Source organism: Streptomyces melanosporofaciens, from assembly GCF_900105695.1.
In the GTDB taxonomy this organism is placed as follows: domain Bacteria; phylum Actinomycetota; class Actinomycetes; order Streptomycetales; family Streptomycetaceae; genus Streptomyces; species Streptomyces antimycoticus.
This window is the reverse complement of the sequence record NZ_FNST01000002.1, coordinates 1,881,769-1,903,398: the sequence shown is the minus strand read 5'-3', so window position 1 is coordinate 1,903,398 and position 21,630 is coordinate 1,881,769. Positions and strand designations below refer to the sequence as shown.

The 21,630-nt window shown below is 72.4% G+C and carries 1 protein-coding gene; it reads left to right on the top strand.

What is annotated here, in order from left to right; all coding sequences use genetic code 11:
- The first annotated feature begins 3 nt into the window (after window positions 1–3).
- The gene (locus BLV72_RS10935) at window positions 4–21,573 is read left to right on the top strand and encodes a type I polyketide synthase (RefSeq protein ID WP_093461887.1); all 21,570 of its coding nucleotides are present in this window, start codon (window positions 4–6) and stop codon (window positions 21,571–21,573) included.
- The last annotated feature ends 57 nt before the right edge of the window (window positions 21,574–21,630 follow it).

Below are 21,630 nucleotides of genomic sequence, written 5' to 3'. Positions count from 1 at the left end.
GTAATGGCGACGGCGAACGAAGAGAAGTACCTCGACTACCTCAAGCGGGCCACCACCGACCTGCGCGAGGCGCGGCGGCGGCTGCGCGAGGTCGAGGAGCGTGAGCAGGAGCCGATCGCCATCGTGGCGATGAGCTGCCGCTACCCCGGCGGGGTCAGCACCCCCGAGGAGCTGTGGGAGCTCGTCGCCCGCGGCGGTGACGCGGCCACGCCGTACCCCACCAACCGCGGCTGGGCCACCGACGTCCTCTTCGAGCCGGACCCGGACAGCGGCCAGGAGCCGTACGTCCACGAGGGCGGCTTCCTGCACGACGCGGCCGACTTCGACCCCGCGTTCTTCGGCATCTCGCCGCGCGAAGCCCTCGCCATGGACCCGCAGCAGCGGCTGCTGCTGGAAACCTCCTGGGAGGCGTTCGAGCGCGCGGGCATCGACCCGACCTCGCTCCAGGGCAGCCAGACCGGTGTGTTCGCGGGCGTGATGTACCACGACTACGCCTCTCGGCTGTTCTCCGCGCCCGAGGACGTCGAGGGCTTCCTCGGCAACGGCAGCTCCGGCTCCATCGCCTCCGGCCGCGTCGCCTACACCTTCGGCCTGGAGGGCCCGGCCGTCACCATCGACACGGCCTGCTCCTCCTCCCTGGTCGCCCTGCACTTCGCCGCGCAGGCGCTGCGCCGCCGGGAGTGCTCGCTGGCCCTGGCCGGCGGTGTCACGGTGATGTCCACCCCCGGCACCTTCACCGAGTTCAGCCGCCAGCGCGGCCTCGCCGCCGACGGCCGCTGCAAGTCCTTCGCGGCGGCCGCGGACGGCACCGGCTGGGGCGAAGGCGCCGGCATGCTCCTGCTGGAGCGGCTCTCCGACGCCCGCGCCAACGGCCACCAGGTGCTCGCCCTCGTCCGCGGCAGCGCCATCAACCAGGACGGCGCCAGCAGCGGCCTGACCGCGCCGAACGGCCCCTCGCAGCAGCGCGTCATCCGCCAGGCCCTGGCCTCCGCCCGGCTCTCCGCAGGGCAGATCGACGTGGTCGAGGCCCACGGCACGGGTACCACCCTGGGCGACCCCATCGAGGCGCAGGCCCTGCTCGCCACGTACGGGCGCAACCACACCGAGGACCAGCCGCTGTGGCTGGGCTCCATCAAGTCCAACATCGGCCACACCCAGGCCGCCGCCGGTGTCGCGGGCATCATCAAGATGGTCATGGCGATGCGCCACGGGACGCTTCCGCGGACCCTGCACGTCGACCAGCCCACCCCCAACGTCGACTGGTCGGCCGGCGCCGTCTCGCTGCTGACCGAGGGGCGCGCCTGGCCCGACACCGACCAGCCGCGCCGGGCCGCGGTGTCCTCGTTCGGCATCAGCGGCACCAACGCGCACACCATCCTGGAGCAGGCGCCCGAGCCGGACGCCGAGGAGCCGCAGACCGCGAAGACGGCCGACGGCGGCGCCCCCGCCGAGGCCCGCGCCACCGCCGCGCTGCCGCTGTGGACCGTGGCGGCCAAGAGCCGCCCCGCGCTGCGCGCCCAGGCCGCGAACCTGCGCGCCCACCTCGAAGCCCACCCCGAACTGCGCCTCACCGACGTCGGCTTCTCGCTGGCCATCGGCCGGGCCGCCTTCGACCACCGGGCGGCGATCGTCGCCGACGACCGCGAGGGCCTGATACGCGCCCTCGACGCACTCTCCCGCGAGGAGCCCGCGACCGGGCTGGTCGAAGGGAAGATCACCGGCGGCAAGGTGGCGTTCCTGTTCACGGGGCAGGGCAGCCAGCGGCTGGGGATGGGGCGTGAGCTGTACGACGCCTACCCGGTGTTCGCGGATGCGCTGGACGCGGTGTGCGCGGAGCTGGACCCGCACCTTCAACGGCCTTTGAAGGATGTCCTGTTCGGGGACGATGCCGAGGCGCTCGACCGGACCGGTTTCACTCAGCCTGCGTTGTTCGCGGTCGAGGTGGCGTTGTTCCGGCTGGTGGAGGCGTGGGGGCTGCGGCCCGACTTCCTCTCCGGGCATTCGATCGGTGAGCTGGCCGCCGCGCATGTGGCGGGTGTGTTGTCGCTGGCGGACGCGGCGAAGCTGGTGGCGGCGCGTGGCCGTTTGATGCAGGAGCTGCCTGCCGGTGGTGCGATGGTCGCGGTGCAGGCGTCGGAGGACGAGGTCACGCCGCTGCTCACCGAGCGTGTCTCGATCGCCGCGCTCAACGGCCCGACGTCGGTGGTCATCGCCGGTGATGAGGACGCGGCGCTGGAGATCGCGGAGGGCTTCGAGGCGCAGGGCAGGAAGACCAAGCGGCTCACGGTCAGCCACGCCTTCCACTCGCCGCGTATGGACGGGATGCTGGAGGCGTTCCGGCAGGTGGCGCAGGGGCTGACCTACGAGGCCCCGAAGATCCCGATCGTGTCGAATCTGACCGGTGGCGTGGTGTCCGCCGAGGAGATCACGACTCCCGACTTCTGGGTGCGCCACGTCCGCGAGGCCGTCCGCTTCCTCGACGGCGTACGGACGCTGGAGGAGCGCAACGTCACGAAGTTCGTGGAACTGGGCCCGGACGGTGTGCTCACCGCGATGGCCCAGGACTGCCTGACCCGCGACGACGCCACCCTTGTGTCCGCGCTGCGCTCCGGCCGTCCGGAGCTCCGGAGCCTGGCCGCCGCCGTCGCCGGGGCCCATGTCCACGGTGTCTCCCCGGACTGGGCCGCGGTGTTCGCCGGGACGGACACGGCCCGTACGGACCTTCCGCTCTACCCCTTCCAGCGCGACACCTACTGGCTCGACACCGGCTACTGGGCGGGCGACATGGTGTCCGCCGGGCTCGGCGCGGCCGACCACCCGCTGCTGGGTGCCGCGGTGGCGCTCGCCGACTCCGACGGTTTCCTCTACACCGGCCGTCTCGCCCTGGACACCCATCCGTGGCTGGCCGATCACGCGGTGGCGGGCTCGGTGCTGCTGCCCGGCACCGCCTTCGTGGAACTGGCGATCCGCGCCGGTGACCAGGTCGGTTGCGATCTGCTGGAGGAGCTGACGCTGGAGGCGCCGCTGGTGCTTCCCGAGGTGGGCGGCGTCCAGCTCCAGCTCTCGGTGGGTGCGCCCGACACTTCGGGACGCCGCTCGCTGACGGTGTACTCGCGGCACGAGGACGCGGCGGTCGACGAGCCCTGGACCCGCCATGCGTCGGGCGTGCTGGGCTCGGGCGCGCCCGCGGCGTCGTTCGACCTGGCTGCGTGGCCTCCGGCGGGGGCGTCGGAGCTGCCCGTCGAGGGTCTGTACGAGGGGCTGGCCGAGGCGGGGCTGACGTACGGCCCGGTGTTCCAGGGGCTGACGTCCGCCTGGCGGCTGGGGGACGAGGTCTACGCGGAGCTGGAGCTGCCGGAGGACACGCGGTCCGAGGCGGGCGCGTTCGGTCTGCATCCCGCGCTGCTGGATTCCGCGCTGCATGCGGTCGGCCTGGGTGGTCTGATCGAGGGTGAGGACGGGGCGCGGCTGCCGTTCGCGTGGGCTGGTGTGTCGCTGCACGCGGTGGGTGCTTCGGTGCTGCGGGTGCGGTTGTCGGCCGCTGGTGCGGACGCGGTGTCGCTGGCGGTGGCCGATGGTGCCGGGCGTGCGGTGTTGTCGGTGGATTCGCTGGTGCTGCGGCCGGTGTCCGTCGAGCAGATCCAGGGCGCACGGGGTGGCCGTCAGGAGTCGCTGTTCCGACTTGACTGGGTCGAGGTGTCCGCCCAGGGACCGGCGGGACGCTGGGCGCTGCTGGGGTCGGACGCGCTCGACCTGGCGTCGGCCGGGCAGCGGTTCGACACCTACGCCGACCTGGACGCGCTGGCCACGGCGGTCGAGTCCGGTGCGGCGCTGCCGGATGACGTGGTGGTCGCCCTTCAAGCCCGTCCGGCGATTGAGGACCGGGGTCTTGGGGCGGAGCCTCGAATGTCGGGAAGGGGCGGGGCAGGGGAAAGCTCCCCACCCGCCGACGCGGTGCACCGCGCCACCGCCCAGGCGCTGGGCCTGCTGCAACGGTGGCTGAATGACGACCGCTTCACGAACTCGCGCCTGGTCCTGCTGACCTCGGGCGCCGTGGCGGCCGGTACGGACGAGCCGGTGGCCGATCTGATCCATGCCGCCGTTTGGGGCCTGGTGCGCTCCGCCGAGTCGGAGAACCCGGGCCGGTTCGTCCTGGTCGACGTCGACGGCGCGGCCGATTCGCTGAGGGCGGTGCCGGACGCGTTGGCGTCGGGCGAACCGCAGGTGGCCGTACGGAACGGGGCGCTGCGCGCGCCGCGCCTGGCGCGGGCCGCCGCCGTGAGCTCGGGCTCCGGGGACGACGCGCCGGAGTTCGACGCCGACGGCACGGTGCTGGTGACCGGTGCGAGCGGCACGCTGGGCGCTCTGTTCGCCCGCCACCTGGTGGCCGAGCGTGGCGTACGGCGTCTGTTGCTGGTCAGCCGCCGTGGTGGCGAGGCTCCGGGCGCGGTCGAACTCAGCACCGAACTGGCCGAGTTGGGCGCCGAGGTGCGCTGGGCGGCCTGTGATGTCGCCGACCGTGGCGCGCTGGCCGAAACCCTGGCCGCGCTCCCCGCCGATCAGCCGCTGACGGCCGTGGTGCACACGGCGGGTGTGCTGGATGACGGTGTGATCGGTTCGCTGACGCCGGAGCGGTTGGAGCGGGTGCTGCGTCCGAAGGTGGACGCGGCCTGGAACCTCCACGAGCTGACCCGCGACCTCGACCTGTCCGCGTTTGTGCTCTTCTCGTCCGCCGCCGGTGTCTTCGGCGCCGCCGGACAGGGCAACTACGCCGCCGCCAACGCCTACCTGGACGCCCTCGCCCAGCACCGTACGGCGCTCGGCCTGCCCGGAACGTCCCTGGCCTGGGGCCTGTGGGCCGCCGAATCCGGTGGTATGTCCGGTGAGCTGGACCAGGCCGATGTGTCCCGGATGAGCCGGGGCGGTGTCGCCGCGCTCGCCACCGACGAGGGCAAGGAACTGTTCGACGCGGCCGGACGGGCCGGCGAGGCCCTGCTCGTCCCGGTGCGGCTGGACCTGGCGGCGGCACGGGCCGAGGCGGCGTCCACCGGTGTGGTGGCCCCGCTGATGTCCGGGCTGGTGCGGGTCCCGGCGCGGCGTACGGCGGAGGGCTCCGCCGGAACGGGCGCCCTGGCGCAGCGGCTGGCCCGCCTGAACGGCACCGAGCAGCTCGAGACGCTGCTGGAGCTGGTCCGTACCCAGGTCGCCGCCGTCCTGGGCTATGGCACCGCCGACTCCGTCGACCCCGACCGCGCCTTCCGCGACCTGGGCTTCGACTCGCTGACCGCCGTCGAACTGCGCAACCGCCTGAACGCGGTCACCGGGATGCGGCTCCCCGCCACCCTGGTCTTCGACTACCCGACCTCCCTCGTCCTGGCCGAACACCTCCGGGACGAACTGGCGGGCACCGGCGCCCAGTCGGGCCTGCCCGTCCAGGCCGTGGGCGCGATCGACGACGAGCCGATCGCCATCGTGGCGATGAGCTGCCGCTTCCCGGGCGGGGTGCGCACCCCCGAGGACCTGTGGCGGCTGCTGTCGGCCGGCCAGGACGCGATCTCCGGCTTCCCCGTCGACCGTGGCTGGGACCTGGACGCGCTCTACCACCCGGACCCGGAACACCCCGGCACCTCGTACACCCGCGAGGGCGGTTTCCTCCACGACGCCGCCGACTTCGACCCCACCTTCTTCGGGATCTCGCCCCGCGAGGCACTGGCGACGGACCCGCAGCAGCGGCTGCTGCTGGAGACCTCATGGGAGGCGTTCGAGCGCGCGGGCATCGACCCGGCCACGCTGCGCGGCAGCCGGACCGGTGTCTTCGCGGGCGTCATGTACCACGACTACGCCACGTTGGTCGAGCAGGCCCCGGACGGCGGTGGCGAGGGCGCGATCGGCTCCGGCAGCACGGGCTCCATCGCCTCCGGCCGCGTCGCCTATGCCCTCGGCCTGGAGGGCCCGGCGGTCACCGTCGACACGGCGTGCTCGTCGTCGCTGGTGGCGCTGCACTGGGCGATGCAGGCGCTGCGCTCGGGCGAGTGCACGATGGCGCTGGCCGGTGGCGTCACGGTGATGGCGACGCCCGGCACATTCGTCGGCTTCAGCCGCCAGGGCGGCCTGTCCGCCGACGGCCGCTGCAAGGCGTTCTCGGCGGACGCGGACGGCACGGGCTGGGCCGAGGGCGCGGGCATGCTGCTGGTCGAGCGGCTGTCGGACGCGCGCAAGAACGGTCACCCGGTGCTGGCCGTAGTGCGTGGCAGCGCGGTGAACCAGGATGGTGCGTCCAATGGTCTGACGGCGCCGAACGGCCCGTCCCAGCAGCGCGTCATCCGGCAGGCGCTGGCCGCCGCCGGGCTGTCGGTCGGCGATGTGGACGCGGTCGAGGCACACGGTACGGGCACGACCCTGGGCGACCCGATCGAGGCCCAGGCCCTGCTCGCCACGTACGGCCAGGAGCGGGACGCGGAGCGGCCGTTGCTGCTCGGCTCCATCAAGTCCAACATGGGCCACACCCAGGCCGCCGCCGGTGTCGCGGGTGTGATGAAGATGATCCTCGCCATGCGGCACGGGGTGCTTCCGAAGACCCTGCACGCGGACGAGCCGTCGCCGCATGTGGACTGGTCGGCGGGCGCGGTCGCGCTGCTGACGGATCAGGTGGAATGGCCGGAGACCGGCCGTCCGCGCCGCGCGGGTGTGTCGTCGTTCGGCATCAGCGGCACCAATGTGCACACCATCATCGAGCAGGCGCCGGAGGTGGAGGCGGCGGAGACGCCGGCGGCTCCCGCTGCCCCGCCCGCCGTGGTGCCGTGGGTGCTGTCGGCTCGGAGTGCGGCTGCGCTGCGGGACCAGGCCGAGCGGCTGGTCGCCCATGCGACGGACCGGCCCGAGCTGGACGCGGTCGACCTGGGCTACTCGCTGGCGACCGGCCGCTCGGCGTTCGACCACCGTGCGGTGGTGGTGGCCGAGGACCGGGATGGGCTGCTGAAGGCGCTGGGGGCACTGGCCGAGGGACGTCGCGCTGCGGCGCTCGTCCAGGGTTCGGTGGCCGGTGGCAAGGTGGCGTTCCTGTTCACGGGGCAGGGGAGCCAGCGGCTGGGGATGGGGCGTGAGCTGTATGACGCCTATCCGGTGTTCGCGGAGGCGCTGGACGCGGTCTGCGACGAACTGGACCAGCACCTTGAACGGCCGCTGAAGGGCGTCCTGTTCGGGGACGATGCCGAGGCGTTGGATCAGACGGGGTTCACTCAGCCCGCTTTGTTCGCGGTTGAGGTGGCGCTGTTCCGGCTGGTCGAGGCGTGGGGTCTGAAGGCGGACTTCCTCTCCGGCCACTCGATCGGTGAGCTGGCTGCCGCCCATGTGGCGGGTGTGTTGTCGCTGGCGGATGCGTCGAAGTTGGTGGCGGCGCGTGGGCGGTTGATGCAGGAGCTTCCGGCCGGTGGCGCGATGATCGCGGTGCAGGCGTCGGAGGACGAGGTGGCGCCGCTGCTGACCGAGCGCGTCTCGATCGCCGCGCTGAACGGGCCTACGTCGGTCGTCATCGCGGGTGATGAGGACGAGGCTGTCGCGATTGCGGCGGGCTTCGAAGCACAGGGTCGGAAGACCAAGCGGCTCACGGTCAGCCACGCGTTCCACTCACCTCGCATGGACGGGATGCTGGACGCCTTCCGTGCGGTGGCCGAGGGTCTGTCGTACGAGGCTCCGCGCATTCCGATCGTGTCGAATCTGACCGGTGGCGTGGTGTCCGCCGAGGAGATCACGACGGCCGACTTCTGGGTGCGCCATGTCCGCGAGGCCGTGCGCTTCCTCGACGGTGTCCGCACCCTCGAAGCCCAGGGCGTCTCCACGTTCGTCGAGCTGGGGCCGGACGGTGTGCTCACCGCCATGGCCCAGCAGTGTGTGACCGGCGAGGACGCCGCGTTCGCCGCCGTGCTGCGCAAGGACCGCCCCGAGGCCAAGACGCTGGCCACCGCCGTCGCCCGGGCGCATGTCCGTGGTGTGGCGGTCGACTGGGACGCGGTCTTCGCCGGTACGGGCGCGGCTCGGGTCGAGCTGCCCACGTATGCCTTCCAGTACGCGCGCTACTGGCCCGAGCTCCCGGCCGCTGCCCTGGGCGGTACGGCCGGGCTGGGGCTGGCGACCGTCGACCATCCGCTGGTCGGGGCCGCCGTGCCGCTGGCCGGTGGCGAAGGGCTGCTGCTCACGGGCCGACTGGGGCTCGACACGCATCCGTGGCTGGCCGACCACGCCGTGATGGGTTCGGTGCTGCTGCCGGGTACGGCCTTTGTGGAGCTGGCGGTTCGTGCCGGTGACCAGGTGGGTTGTGACCAGGTCGAGGAGTTGACGCTGGAGGCGCCGCTGGTGCTTCCCGAGGTGGGAGGCGTTCAGCTTCAGCTCTCGGTGGGTGCGCCCGACGGCTCCGGTCGTCGTGGGTTCGAGGTGTACTCGCGGTTCGAGGACGCGGCCGCCGATGAGCCGTGGCTGCGCCATGCCTCGGGTGTGCTGGTGGAGGGCGCTTCGGAGCCGTCGTTCGACCTGGAGGTGTGGCCGCCGGCGGGTGCGACGCCGATTGCGCTCGATGGTCTGTATGAGGCCATGGCGGGGCTGGGGCTCGCTTACGGGCCGGTGTTCCAGGGGCTGACGTCCGCGTGGCGAGTCGGTGGCGAGGTCTACGCCGAGCTGGAGCTGCCGGAGGAGGCGCGGGCCGAGGCGGATGCGTTCGGTCTGCATCCTGCGCTGTTGGATTCCGCGCTGCATGCGGTGGGTCTTGGTGGTCTGGTCGAGGGTGAGGACGGGGCGCGGCTGCCGTTCGCGTGGGCTGGTGTGTCGCTGCACGCGGTGGGTGCATTGGCACTGCGGGTGCGGTTGTCGTCGGCCGGTGCGGACGCGGTGTCGCTGGCGGTGGCCGATGGTGCCGGGCGTGCGGTGCTGTCGGTGGACTCGCTGGTGCTGCGGCCGGTGTCGGCCGAGCAGATCGGTGGTGCGCGGGGCGGTCGTCAGGACTCGCTCTTCCGCCTGGAGTGGGTCGGCCTGCCCGCGACCGTGTCCTCCGCCCCCGTGCCGACGGCCCGCTGGGCGGCGCTCGGTTCGGGCGACCTCGGGCTCGGGTCGGTTGGCGCCGAGATCGCGACGTACGCGGATCTGGCCGCCCTGACCGAGGCGGTCGCGGCGGGTGGCGAAACGCCTGAGCTGGTGTTCGTCTCGCCGTCCGCCGAGGGCGGCGAGGATGTGGCGGGTGCGGCACACCGGGCCACCGCCGAGGCGCTGGAGCTGGTCCAGGCGTGGCTGGCCGATGAGCGGTTCGCGGAGGCGCGTCTGGTCGTGCTGACCTCGGGTGCCGTGGCCGTCGGCGCGGAGGAGTCGCTGGACGATCCGGCCCAGGCCGCGGTGTGGGGTCTGCTGCGCTCGGCGCAGTCGGAGAACCCGGAACGCCTTGTGCTCGTCGACCTCGACGGCCGGGACGCGTCGTTCCGTACGCTGTCCGCCGCGCTCGCCTCGGGGGAGTCGCAGCTCGCGCTGCGTGCGGGCGAGGTGCGGGTGCCGCGCCTGGCGCGGGCTGCCGCCGCGAGCTCGGGTTCCGGGGAGGCCGCGCCGGAGTTCGACGCCGAGGGCACGGTCCTGGTGACCGGGGCGAGTGGCACGCTGGGTGGTCTGCTGGCCCGCCACCTGGTGGTGGAGCGTGGCGTACGGCGTCTGCTGCTGGTCAGCCGCCGTGGCGACCAGGCTCCGGGCGCGACTGAACTCCGGTCTGCGCTGGTCGAGTTGGGTGCCGAGGTGCGGTGGGCGGCGTGTGATGTCGCCGATCGTGACCAGTTGGCCGAGGTGCTCGGGGCGATTCCGGCGGAGCATCCGCTGACGGCCGTGGTGCATACGGCCGGTGTGCTGGATGACGGCGTGGTCGGTTCGCTGACGTCGGAGCGGTTGGAGCGGGTGCTGCGTCCGAAGGTGGACGCGGCCTGGAATCTGCATGAGCTGACTCGCGACCTGGACCTGTCGGCGTTTGTTCTCTTCTCGTCCGCCGCTGGTGTCTTCGGCAATGCGGGTCAGGGCAACTACGCCGCCGCCAACGCCTTCCTGGACGCCCTGGCCCAGCACCGTGCCGGGCGCGGTCTGCCCGGCACCTCGCTGGCCTGGGGTCTGTGGGCCGACTCCAGTGCGATGACCGGTGACTTGGACGACGCGGATGTGTCCCGGATGAGCCGGGGCGGTGTCCTCGCGCTGTCCGCCACCGAGGGTCTGGAGCTGTTCGACGTCGCCGGCCGTCTCGGCGAGGCGCTGCTGGTGCCGATGTCGCTGGACATGGCCGCGCTCCGGGCGCAGGCGTCCGGCGGTGCGCTGTCGCCGCTGTTCCGTGGGCTGGTGCGGGTTCCGGCGCGGCGTGCGGCGGAGGGTGCGGCGGCGTCGGGTGCGCTGGCGCGGCGGCTCGCCGGGCTGGACGCGGCCGAGCAGCTCGATGTGCTGCTGGACCTGGTCCGTACGAACGTCGCGACGGTGCTCGGATACGCCGGTCCGGAGACGGTTGACCCCGACCGCTCCTTCCGTGAGCTGGGCTTTGACTCGCTGACGGCGGTGGAGTTGCGGAATGCGCTGGGTGCGGTGAGTGAGCTGCGGCTGCCCGCGACGCTGGTCTTCGACTACCCGACGCCGGTGGTGTTGGCGGAGTTCCTGCGCGCTGAGGTGGTCGGTGCGGCGGCTGCTGTGTCCGGGCCGGTGGTGGTGACGGCCGCTGATGATGAGCCGATCGCGATTGTGGGGTTGGGCTGTCGTTATCCGGGTGGGGTGGAGACTCCGGAGGATCTGTGGCGGCTGGTCATGGAGGGCCGGGACGCGATCTCGGAGTTCCCGACCGACCGTGGCTGGGACCTCGGGGCGCTTTACCACGAGGACCCGGACCACAGCGGTACGAGCTACGCCCGTGAGGGCGGCTTCGTGGAGGAGGCGGGCCACTTCGACCCGAGCTTCTTCGGTATCTCGCCGCGTGAGGCCCTCGCGATGGATCCGCAACAGCGGTTGCTGCTGGAGACGTCGTGGGAGGCGTTCGAGCGGGCCGGGATCGATCCCGGTGTGCTGCGCGGCAGCAGGACCGGTGTCTTCGCGGGCGTCATGTACCACGACTACGCCTCGCTGCTGGAGCGGGTGCCGGAGGGCGTCGAAGGCTTCCTCGGTACGGGCAATGCGGCGAGTGTGATTTCGGGGCGGTTGGCGTACACGTTTGGTCTTGAGGGGCCGACGATTACGGTGGATACGGCGTGTTCGTCGTCGTTGGTGGCGTTGCATCTGGCGGTTCAGGCGCTGCGGAACGGTGAGTGTTCGCTGGCGTTGGCCGGTGGTGTGACGGTGATGGCGACTCCGGCGCCGTTTGTGGAGTTCAGTCGTCAGCGTGGGCTTGCGGCGGATGGTCGGTGCAAGGCGTTCTCGGCGGATGCGGATGGTACGGGGTGGTCCGAGGGTGCGGGCATGCTGCTGGTGGAGCGGCTGTCGGACGCGCGGAAGAACGGGCATCCGGTGCTGGCGGTGGTGCGGGGTTCCGCGATCAACCAGGACGGTGCGTCCAATGGTTTGACGGCGCCGAATGGTCCGTCGCAGCAGCGGGTGATTCGTCAGGCGTTGGCGAATGCGGGTCTGTCGACTGGTGATGTGGATGCGGTCGAGGCGCATGGCACGGGTACGTCGCTGGGTGATCCGATCGAGGCGCAGGCGCTGATGGCCACGTATGGCCAGGAGCGGGATGCGGAGCGGCCGTTGCTGCTCGGTTCGATCAAGTCGAACATGGGCCACACGCAGGCTGCTGCCGGTGTTGCGGGGATCATCAAGATCGTGATGGCGATGCGGCACGGTGTGTTGCCGCGTACGTTGCACGCGCAGGAGCCGTCGCCGCATATTGACTGGTCGGCGGGTGCGGTGTCGTTGTTGCAGGAGTCGGTGGAGTGGCCGGAGGTTGGTCGTCCGCGGCGGGCGGCTGTGTCCTCGTTCGGTTTCAGCGGGACCAACGCGCACACGATCATCGAGCAGGCCCCGGCCATCGAGGACGAGGCCCCGGGCGAGGCGGCGACCGCGCCTGGCGTGACGTCGTGGCCGCTGTCGGCGAAGACCGCCGACGCCCTGCGTGCGCAGGCCGTGCGGCTCCGTTCCTACCTGGACGAGCGGCCGGAGATCGCACCGGCCGACCTCGGCTACTCGCTCGCGACCACGCGCGCCGCGCTGGACCACCGCGCGGTGCTGGTGGCCGACGACCGCGAGGGTTTCCTGCGCGGTCTGGACGCCCTGGCACGCGGCGAGTCCGGTGCGGAGGTGATCCAGGGGTCGGGCGCGGCCGTCGGCAAGGTGGCGTTCCTGTTCACCGGGCAGGGCAGCCAGCGGCTCGGCACGGGCCGTGAGCTCTACGACGCCTGTCCGGCGTTCGCGGAGGCGCTGGACGTGGTCTGCGATGCGCTGGACGCGCATCTGGAACGGCCGCTGAAGACGGTGCTGTTCGGGGAGGACGCCGAGGCGCTGGATCAGACCGGGTTCACTCAGCCTGCGTTGTTCGCGATCGAGGTGGCGCTGTTCCGGCTGGTGGAGATGTGGGGTCTGAAGGCGGACTTCCTCTCCGGGCATTCGATCGGTGAGCTGGCCGCCGCCCATGTGGCCGGTGTCCTCTCCCTCGCGGACGCGGCGAAGCTGGTGGCCGCGCGTGGCCGCCTGATGCAGGAGCTGCCTGCCGGTGGCGCGATGATCGCCGTCCAGGCGTCCGAGGACGAGGTGCTGCCGCTGCTCACCGACCGCGTGAGCATCGCCGCCCTCAACGGCCCGACCTCGGTCGTGGTCGCGGGTGATGAGGACGCGACTCTGGAGATCGCGGCGGGCTTCGAGGCGCAGGGTCGGAAGACCAAGCGGCTCACCGTGAGCCACGCGTTCCACTCCCCGCGCATGGACGGGATGCTGGAGGCGTTCCGTGCGGTGGCCGAGGGTCTGTCGTACGAGGCTCCGCGCATTCCGATCGTGTCGAATCTGACCGGTGGCGTGGTGTCCGCCGAGGAGATCACGACGGCCGACTTCTGGGTGCGCCACGTCCGCGAGGCCGTCCGCTTCCTCGACGGCGTCCGGACGATGGAAGCCCAGGGCGTCACCACTTACGTTGAGTTGGGTCCCGACGGTGTCCTCACCGCCATGGCCCAGGAGTGCGTCACCGACCCCGAGTCCGCCGGATTCGCCGCCATGTTGCGGGCCGGGCGGCCCGAGGCGCGGGCGGTCCACGCCGCCGTGGCGCGGGCGCATGTCCGTGGTGTGGCGGTGGACTGGGAGGCGGTCTTCGCCGGTACGGGCGCCGCTCGGGTCGAGCTGACCGACCTGCCGACGTACGCCTTCCAGCGTCGCCGGTACTGGCCCCAGGCGTCGGCGTACGGCGTCGGCGGCACGGCGGGGCTCGGACTGGCCGCCGCCGACCACCCGCTCGTAGGTGCCGTTGTACCGCTCGCGGGCGGCGATGGGCTGCTGCTGACCGGGCGGATCTCGGCGCAGACGCATCCGTGGCTGCTCGACCACGCCGTGATGGGTTCGGTGTTGCTGCCGGGTACGGCCTTTGTGGAGCTGGCGGTTCGTGCCGGTGACCAGGTGGGTTGTGACCAGGTCGAGGAGTTGACGCTGGAGGCGCCGCTGGTGCTTCCCGAGGCGGGAGGCGTCCAGCTTCAGCTGTCCGTCGGCGCGTCGGACGGCTCCGGTCGTCGTGGGTTCGAGGTGTACTCGCGGTTCGAGGACGCGGCCGCCGATGAGCCGTGGCTGCGCCACGCCTCCGGTGCGCTCGTGGAGGGCGCCCCGACGCCGTCGTTCGACCTGAGCGCGTGGCCGCCGGCCGGTGCGACGCCGGTCGAGCTCGACGGTCTCTACGAGGGCATGGCGGGCCTGGGGCTCGCTTACGGCCCGGTGTTCCAGGGGCTGACGTCCGCGTGGCGGCTCGATGGCGAGGTCTACGCCGAGCTGGAGCTGCCGGAGGACGGGCAGTCCGACGCGGGGCTGTTCGGTCTGCATCCTGCGCTGTTGGATTCCGCGCTGCATGCGGTGGGTCTTGGTGGTCTGGTCGAGGGTGAGGACGGGGCGCGGCTGCCGTTCGCGTGGGCTGGTGTGTCGCTGCACGCGGTGGGTGCTTCGGTGCTGCGGGTGCGGTTGTCGTCGGCCGGTGCGGACGCGGTGTCGCTGGCGGTGGCCGATGGTGCCGGGCGTGCGGTGCTGTCGGTGGACTCGCTGGTGCTGCGGCCGGTGTCGGCCGAGCAGATCGGCGGTGCGCGCGGTGGCCGTGGGGATTCCCTCTTCCGCCTGGAGTGGACCGAGTTCGCGGCCGAGAAGGACGCGCGGGTCGGCGGCGGCTGGGTGGTGCTCGGCTCCGAGGCGCTGGAGCGCGGCCTTTCCGGCCCGGACGTGGCCGCGTACCCGGATCTGGCCGCGCTGGGCGCGGCGATCGAGTCGGGCACGGCAGTGGCCGATGAGGTGCTCGTCGACTTCTCGTCCGACGGTGACGGCGGTCCGGCCGCCGTGCACCGGGCCACGGCCAGGGCGTTGGAGCTGGTCCAGGCGTGGCTGGCCGATGAGCGGTTCGCGGATGCGCGTCTGGTCGTGGTGACCTCCGGCGCGGTGGCCACCGAGGCCGCTGAGCCGGTGGCGGACCTGGCGGGTGCCGCCGTATGGGGTCTGCTGCGCTCGGCCCAGTCGGAGAACCCGGGCCGGTTCGTCCTGGTCGACGTCGACGGTGCGGCCGGTTCGCTGTCGGCGGTCGCGGGTGCGCCGGGGTCCGGCGAACCGCAGGTGGCCGTACGGAACGGGGCGCTGCGCGCGCCGCGTCTGGCGCGGGCCGCCGTGGACACCGAGCAGCCGCTCGATGTCGATGCCGAGGGCACGGTGCTGGTGACCGGTGCGAGTGGCACGCTGGGTGGTCTGCTGGCCCGCCACTTGGTGGTGGAGCGTGGCGTACGGCGTCTGCTGCTGGTGAGCCGCCGTGGCGACCAGGCCCCGGGTGCGGCCGAACTCAGCGCTGAGCTTGTCGAGTTGGGTGCCGGCGTGCGCTGGGCGGCGTGTGATGTGGCGGACCGGGACGCGCTCGCCGCGACCCTCGCCGACATCCCCGCCGAGCATCCGCTCACGGCGGTCGTCCACACGGCGGGTGTGCTGGATGACGGTGTGATCGGTTCGCTGACGCCGGAGCGGTTGGAGCGGGTGCTGCGTCCGAAGGTGGACGCGGCCTGGAATCTGCATGAGCTGACCCGCGACCTGGACTTGTCGGCGTTCGTTCTCTTCTCGTCCGCCGCTGGTGTCTTCGGCAATGCGGGTCAGGGCAACTACGCCGCCGCCAACGCCTACCTGGACGCCCTCGCCCAGCACCGCCGGGCGCACGGACTGGCCGGCACCTCGCTGGCCTGGGGTCTGTGGGCCGACTCCAGCGGGATGACCGGCGATTTGGACGACGCCGATGTGTCCCGGATGAGCCGGGGCGGCGTGGTCGCGCTCTCCGCGACTGAGGGTCTGGAGCTGTTCGACGCCGCGTACCGCACGGACGAGGCGCTGCTCGTGCCCGTCCGGCTGGACCTGGCCGTGCTGCGCGCCGAGGCGGCGTCGGCCGGTGCGGTCGCGCCGCTGCTGCGGGGGCTGGTGCGGGTTCCGGCGCGGCGTGCGGCGGAGGGTGCGGCGGCGTCGGGTGCGCTGGCGCGGCGGCTCGCCGGTCTGAGCGAGGCCGAGCAGCTCGACGCCCTGCTGGAGCTGGTCCGTACGCAGGTCGCCGCCGTACTCGGCCATGACTCGCTGGACACCGTCGAACCGCATCGCTCCTTCCGTGAGCTGGGCTTTGACTCGCTGACGGCGGTGGAGTTGCGGAATGCGCTGGGTGCGGTGAGTGAGCTGCGGCTGCCCGCGACGCTGGTCTTCGACTACCCGACGCCGGTGGTGTTGGCGGAGTTCCTGCGTACTGAGGTGGTCGGTGCGGCGGCTGCTGTGTCCGGGCCGGTGGTGGTGGCGGCGGCGGATGATGAGCCGATCGCGATTGTGGGGTTGGGCTGTCGTTATCCGGGTGGGGTGGAGACTCCGGAGGATCTGTGGCGGCTGGTCATGGAGGGCCGGGACGCGATCTCCGAGTTCCCGACCGACCGCGGCTGGGATCTGGACGGGCTCTACCACCCGGACCCCGACCACCCGGGCACCTCGTACTCCCGCGAGGGCGGCTTCGTCGACCGGGCGGGCCACTTCGACCCGAGCTTCTTCGGTATCTCGCCGCGTGAGGCCCTCGCGATGGATCCGCAGCAGCGGTTGCTGCTGGAGACGTCGTGGGAGGCGTTCGAGCGGGCCGGGATCGCCCCGGGCGCGCTGCGCGGCAGCAGGACCGGTGTCTTCGCCGGTGTGATGTACCACGACTACGCCTCCTCGCTGCCGGCGCTTCCGGAGGGCGTGGAGGGATTCGTCGGTACGGGCAATGCGGCGAGTGTGATTTCGGGGCGGTTGGCGTACACGTTTGGTCTTGAGGGGCCGACGATTACGGTGGATACGGCGTGTTCGTCGTCGTTGGTGGCGTTGCATCTGGCGGTTCAGGCGCTGCGGAACGGTGAGTGTTCGCTGGCGCTCGCGGGTGGTGTGACGGTGATGGCGACTCCGGCGCCGTTTGTGGAGTTCAGTCGTCAGCGTGGGCTTGCGGCGGATGGCCGGTGCAAGGCGTTCTCGGCGGATGCGGATGGTACGGGGTGGTCCGAGGGTGCGGGCATGCTGCTGGTGGAGCGGCTGTCGGACGCGCGGAAGAACGGGCATCCGGTGCTGGCGGTGGTGCGGGGTTCCGCGATCAACCAGGACGGTGCGTCCAATGGTTTGACGGCGCCGAATGGTCCGTCGCAGCAGCGCGTGATTCGTCAGGCGTTGGCGAATGCGGGTCTGTCGACTGGTGATGTGGATGCGGTCGAGGCGCATGGCACGGGCACCAGCCTTGGTGATCCGATCGAGGCGCAGGCGCTGATGGCCACGTATGGCCAGGAGCGGGATGCGGAGCGGCCGTTGCTGCTCGGTTCGATCAAGTCGAACATGGGCCACACGCAGGCTGCTGCCGGTGTTGCGGGGATCATCAAGATCGTGATGGCGATGCGGCACGGTGTGTTGCCGCGTACGTTGCACGCGCAGGAGCCGTCGCCGCATATTGACTGGTCGGCGGGTGCGGTGTCGTTGTTGCAGGAGTCGGTGGAGTGGCCGGAGTCGGGTCGTCCCCGGCGGGCGGCTGTGTCCTCGTTCGGCTTCAGCGGGACCAACGCGCACACGATCATCGAGCAGGCCCCTGAGCCCGAACCGGCGGAGGCTCCCACCGCCCCGGTCGCCCAGCCGTCCGTTCTGCCGTGGGTGCTCTCCGGCAAGAACACCGACGCGCTGCGCGCCCAGGCCGAGCGGCTGCTCGCCGATGTCGAGGGGCGGCCGGAGCTGTCGCTGACCGACCTGGCGTACTCGCTCGCGACCACGCGGGCCGCGCTGGACCACCGCGCGGTGGTCGTCGGCGGGGACCGGGCCGGGCTGGCCTCGGGCTTGGAGGCGCTGGCACGTGGCGAGTCGGTGGCCGGGTTCACCGAAGGCGCGGTGGCGGACGGCAAGGTGGCGTTCCTGTTCACGGGGCAGGGCAGCCAGCGGCTCGGCATGGGCCGTGAGCTGTACGACGCCTACCCGGCGTTCGCCGAGGCGTTCGACGTGGTCTGCGATGCGCTGGACGCGCATCTGGAACGGCCGTTGAAGACGGTGCTGTTCGGGGAGGACGCCGAGGCGCTGGATCAGACCGGGTTCACTCAGCCTGCGTTGTTCGCGATCGAGGTGGCGCTGTTCCGGCTGGTGGAGATGTGGGGTCTGAAGGCGGACTTCCTCTCCGGGCATTCGATCGGTGAGCTGGCCGCCGCCCATGTGGCCGGTGTCCTCTCCCTCGCGGACGCGGCGAAGCTGGTGGCCGCGCGTGGCCGCCTGATGCAGGAGCTGCCTGCCGGTGGCGCGATGATCGCCATCCAGGCGTCCGAGGACGAGATACTGCCGCAGCTCACCGACCGCGTGAGCATCGCCGCCCTCAACGGGCCGACCTCCGTCGTCATCGCGGGCGACGAGGACGCGACTCTGGAGATCGCGGCGGGCTTCGAGGCACAGGGCCGTAAGACCAAGCGCCTCACCGTCAGCCACGCGTTCCACTCCCCGCGCATGGACGGGATGCTCGACGCCTTCCGTGCGGTGGCCGAGGGCCTGACGTACGAGGCCCCCCGCATCCCCATCGTCTCCAACCTCACCGGGACCGTCGTCCCCGCCGAGGAGATCACGACCGCCGACTTCTGGGTGCGCCACGTCCGCGAAGCCGTCCGCTTCCTCGACGGCGTCCGCACCCTCGAAGCCCAGGGCGTCACCACCTACCTCGAACTCGGCCCCGACGGTGTCCTCACCGCCATGGCCCAGGAGTGCGTCACCGACCCCGAGTCCGACGCCGCCTTCGCCGCCGTGCTGCGCAAGGACCGCCCCGAGGCCGAGACGCTGACGGCCGCCATCGCCCGGGCGCACGTCCGTGGCGTGGCAGTCGACTGGGAGGCGTTCTTCGCGGGGACCGGCGCCCAGCGCACCGAGTTGCCGACGTATCCCTTCCAGCGCGAGCGCTACTGGCTGGAGGCTCCCGCCGGAGCCGTGGGCGACGTGGTCTCGGCCGGTCTCGGCGCGGCCGATCACCCGCTGCTGGGCGCGGCGGTGGATCTGCCCGATTCCGAGGGCTTCCTCTTCACGGGCCGGCTCTCGCTCCGTACGCACCCCTGGCTGGCCGACCACGCCGTCATGGACACCGTGATGCTGCCCGGTACGGCCCTGGTCGAGCTGGCGGTGCGCGCCGGTGACCAGGTCGGCTGCGATCTGCTGGACGAGCTGACCCTCGAAGCGCCGCTGATCCTTCCGGAGCGCGGCGGAGTGCAGCTTCGGGTCGCCGTGGACGAGCCCGACGGCCCCGAGGGGCGGCGCGCGCTGACCGTCTACTCGCGGCTGGAGGACGCCGCCGACGAGCCGTGGATCCGGCACGCCTCCGGTGTGCTCACGGTCTCCGGCTCCGCCACCGTGAACACCGGCACCGCGGAATGGCCCCCGGCCGCCACCGGGACCACTGATGACCTCGAACCGCTCGACGTGGACGGGCTGTACGACGGCTTCGCCGCGCTCGGCCTCGCCTACGGGCCGGTGTTCCAGGGGCTGCGGGCCGCCTGGCGGCGCGGGGACGAGGTGTTCGCCGAGGTGGCGCTCGACGAGGACCGGCAGGGCGAGGCCCGTGCGTACGGGCTGCACCCGGCGCTGCTGGACGCCGCGCTGCACACGGTGGCGCTCGGTGGGTTCTTCCCGGCCGAGGAGGCTGGGCAGGCCCGGCTGCCGTTCTCGTGGGACGCCGTACGGCTGCACGCGGTCGGCGCGACCGCGCTGCGGGTGCGAGTCTCCCCGGCCGGGCAGGGCGCGGTGGCGCTGGAGATCACCGACGAGGCCGGTGCTCCGGTGGTGTCGGTCGGCTCGCTCGCGCTGCGGCCGCTGGACGCCGAGCAGTTCGCGGCCGCCCGTACCGCACACCACGAGGCGCTGTTCCGTCTCGACTGGGCCGCGCTGCCCGCCCCCGCCGAGCCGCGGCGGTCGGAGGACACCGCCCTGTGGGCCGTCCTGGACGGCACCGGCGGCGATCTGAAGATCACGGCCGCGCTGACGGACGCGGACACCGGTATCGAGGCCGAGACCTACGCGGGGCTCTCCGCGCTCGCCGAGGCGGTGGAGGCCGAGGGGATCGCGCCCGACGTGGTCCTCGTGCCGTGCCTGCCCGACCTGGGCACGCCCGGGGACACCGCGGGCGCCGCGCACACCGTCGTCCGGCGGACGCTGGCGCTGGTCCAGGAGTGGATCGCGGACGAGCGGTTCGCCGACTCCCGGCTGGTCCTCCTCACCCGTGGCGCGGTGGCCGTGACCACCGGCGACGACACCGGGGCCGAAGGGGGCGAAGGGGCCGAGGGCGTGGACGATCTGACCCACGCCGCCGCCTGGGGACTGGTGCGGTCGGCGCAGGCCGAGCACCCGGGCCGCTTCGTCCTGGTCGATGTCCAAGGCGACGTCGATGTCCACGGCGACCCGGCCGACGGCACCGCCAACGGCTGGCTCCCCGCCCTGGTCGCAGGGTTGCGGACGGACGAGCCTCAGCTTGCCGTCCGCGCCGGGACCGTCCACGCACCGCGCCTCGCTCGGGTGGCGGCCCTGGACGAGGCGGCCGTGCCCGGTCTCGACCCGAACGGCACCGTACTGATCACCGGCGCGTCCGGCACCCTGGGCGGGCAGTTGGCCCGCCATCTGGTGACCGAGCGCGGCGCCCGCCACCTGCTGCTGACCAGCCGCCGTGGCGCGGAGGCGGCGGGTGCCGCCGAACTGGCCGCCGAGCTGGGCGCGTTGGGCGCCGGGGTCACCTGGGCGGCGTGCGACGCGGCCGACCGGGACGCGCTCGCCGGCCTCCTGGCGGACATCCCCGCCGACCACCCCCTCACCGCCGTGATCCACGCGGCGGGCGTGCTGGACGACGGGATCATCGAATCCCTCACCCCGGAACGTGTCGAGCGGGTGCTGCGGCCCAAGGTGGACGCGGCGTGGAACCTCCATGAGCTGACCCGCGGCCTCGACCTGTCCGCCTTCGTGCTGTTCTCCTCGGCGGCCGGTGTCTTCGGCAACCCGGGGCAGGGCAACTACGCGGCGGCCAACACCTTCCTGGACGCCCTCGCCCAGCACCGCCGCGCCCAGGGCCTGCCCGCCACCTCCCTGGCCTTCGGCCTGTGGGAGGACGACGGCGGCATGGCCGCGACCCTCGCCGACGCCGACCGGCAGCGGATGAGCCGCGGCAGCATGGGCGCGCTGAGCAACGCCGAGGGCCTGGCCCTGTTCGACGTGTCCGCCCTCGCCGGACACGCGGTGCTGATCCCCGCCGCCCTGGACATCGCCGCCCTGCGCGCCCAGTCCACGGGCGGGGTCGCCCCGCTGCTGCGCGGGCTGATCCGCACCCCCGTACGGCGGGCCGCTGCCGGTGGCGGCGGGGCGGACGAGGCGGCGGGCCTCGCCGAGCGGCTCGCGGGCATGTCCGCGGCCGAACGGGACCGCTTCCTGCTCAACCTGGTCTGCGGTCAGGTGGCCACCGTGCTCGGCTACGGCAGCGCGGCGGCGATCGAACCCGGCGCGGCCTTCAAGGAGCTGGGCTTCGACTCGCTCACCGCCGTCGAACTCCGCAACCGGCTCGGCGCGGCCACCGGACTCCGGCTGCCCGCCACGCTGATCTTCGACTACCCGACCCCTGACGCCCTCACCGACCATCTGCGCGCGGAACTCCCGCACGGGGACGGCGGCGGCCCGTCGGTGTTCGGCGAACTCGACCGCCTGGAAGCCGCCCTGGCGGTGGCCGCCGACGACAGCGTCACCCGCTCCAGGATCACCATGCGCCTCCAGGCGCTCCTGGCGAAGTGGAACGACGCCCAGGAAGCGACCGGAGACGGCGACACCGACGACCACGACCTCGAATCCGCGACCGACGATGAGCTCTTCGACCTGCTCGACGACGAACTCGGCTCCTCCTGAACGGGAGCGTTCTGAACACATGAGCACCCCCTCCCTCTTCGCAAGGAGCCGACGCAA

Bases quoted from the DNA above. Each gene is read 5' to 3' on its own strand.
- BLV72_RS10935 (WP_093461887.1), top strand. From the start codon at position 4: ATGGCGACGGCGAACGAAGAGAAGTACCTCGACTACCTCAAGCGGGCC.